1 pseudogene is annotated in these 2,010 nt (G+C 66.7%); it reads left to right on the top strand.

The features are described from left to right. Positions 1-275 precede the first annotated feature (275 nt). Positions 276-1,628: pseudogene (locus C1631_RS25155) on the top strand (transposase). Positions 1,629-2,010 lie beyond the last annotated feature (382 nt).

The following is a 2,010-nucleotide window of genomic DNA, read 5'->3' as shown; positions in this document are numbered from 1 at the left end:
CCCATAGGCGGTCGCGGCCATCCCCTGGCATGGCCGCGACCGCCTATGGGCTCGCCTTTCAGCAGGGCCCAATCATGGGCCGGTCCTTTGCCGAACACGGATGGAAGCCAGGAGCCCCGTGGGCGCGAAACCATACGTGTGATGCCTGACCGCCGGTCGCGCCTTCAGCGTGACCGGGAAATGCACACTTTCGACCGATTCTGTTGAAAAACTCGGGTGTTGCAGCGGTTGTGATGAGGTGATTCACTCCTGTCGAGAGACGGAGATCGAAGCAGATGATGGGACCTCGGCAAGTCGAGCAGGGCGCCCTGTTCTACGAGTTCTCGCTCGACACGCACGTTCCCACCGACCATCTACTTCGCTCCATCGACCGCTTCGTCGACCTGACCGGCCTGCGCCAGGAGCTGGCTCCGTTCTACGCCTCGACGGGCCGCCCTTCCGTCGATCCCGAGTTGATGATCCGCATGCTGATCGTCGGCTACTGCCTCGGCATCCGCTCCGAGCGCCGGCTGTGCGACGAGGTCCACCTCAACCTCGCCTACCGCTGGTTCTGCCGGCTCGGGCTCGACGGCCGGGTGCCGGATCATTCGACCTTCTCCAAGAACCGCCATGGGCGCTTCCGCGACAGTGATCTCCTGCGCCGTCTGTTCGAGACCGTGCTTGCCCGCTGCATCGCCGAGGGGCTCGTCGGTGGCGAAGGCTTTGCCGTCGATGGCAGCCTAATCAGGGCCGATGCCAATCGGCAGAAGGGGGTCGAAGGCTCTGCCGGCCTGCCGCCCGAGGCCGTGAGCCGCGCTGCTCAGGAGTACCTCGCCGTCCTCGACGAGGCCGCCTTCGGGGCCGCGACGCCGGTGCCGCCCAAGTTCATCTCGCCCGCCGATCCGGCCGCGCGCTGGACCGGAGCGCACGGCGGGCAGGCGTTCTTTGCCTACACGGCCAACTATCTGATCGACCTCGACCACGCGATCATCGTCGATGTCGAGGCGACCACGGCCATCCGGCAAGCCGAGGTCACGGCCGCCAAACGCATGATCGAGCGTTCGCGCGAGCACTTCGACCTCTAGCCGGCCCGGCTCGCCGGCGACAGCGGTTACGGTTCGGCTGAGATGCTGGGTTGGCTCGTCTACGACCACGGCATCGAGCCGCATATCAGTGTGTTCGACAAGTCGACCCGCACCGACGGCACCTTCTCACGCGCCGACTTCACCTACGACCAGCCGGGCGACGTCTACCGCTGCCCGGCGGGCCGAGTGCTGACCACGACCGGCACCCTGGTCAACGACGGGTCGACGCTGCTGTACCGGGCGAGCAAGTTCGACTGCGCGCCATGCCCGCTGAAGGCGCGGTGCTGTCCGAACGAGCCGGTGCGCAAGGTCCCGCGCCCGATCTACGAGGGCGCGCGGGACATGGCCCGCGACATCGCGCGGTCCGAGGAAGGCAAGACCTCACGACGCGAACGCAAGAAGGTCGAGATGCTGTTTGCCCACCTCAAGCGCATCCTGAAGCTGGACCGCCTCCGGCTACGAGGACCGAACGGAGCGAAGGACGAGTTCCACCTCGCAGCCGCCGCCCAGAACCTGAGGAAGCTCGCCAAGATCATCCCGGTCCCGCAGCCGAGCCCGGCTTGACCGGCAGGGGACACCCGGCCCGGGAACGAGGGCTCGCCCCGCCCGCGCTCCGATCTCGGCCGCCGACGAGTTTTTCAACGAAATCCGCCAGCAGCAGACCTTTGGCACGCATATCACGACGATCCGACATTGTTCGCTGAGCCAACCGACGCCACCGGCTTCGGTTGGCGCGGTGGTTACGGATGGGCCGGTCGAACGGAGGATGAAAGCACGACCCCGAGCGGCAGCCGATCAGATCGATTGACCGAGGATGCCGAGGATTTTGCGGCGCAGACGCACCAATTCAGGATCGTCGCGGTGGCGCGGATAGGGACGCTCGACGAGGATGTCCGCGCGGATCGCGGCCGGGCGGTCGGAGAGCACGATGACACGCTCGGCCAGC

This window comes from Chryseobacterium phosphatilyticum, assembly GCF_002899825.2.
Taxonomy (GTDB): domain Bacteria; phylum Bacteroidota; class Bacteroidia; order Flavobacteriales; family Weeksellaceae; genus Chryseobacterium; species Chryseobacterium phosphatilyticum.
Note: the sequence above shows the minus strand (reverse complement) of the source record. Positions and strands in the feature narration are given on the sequence as shown.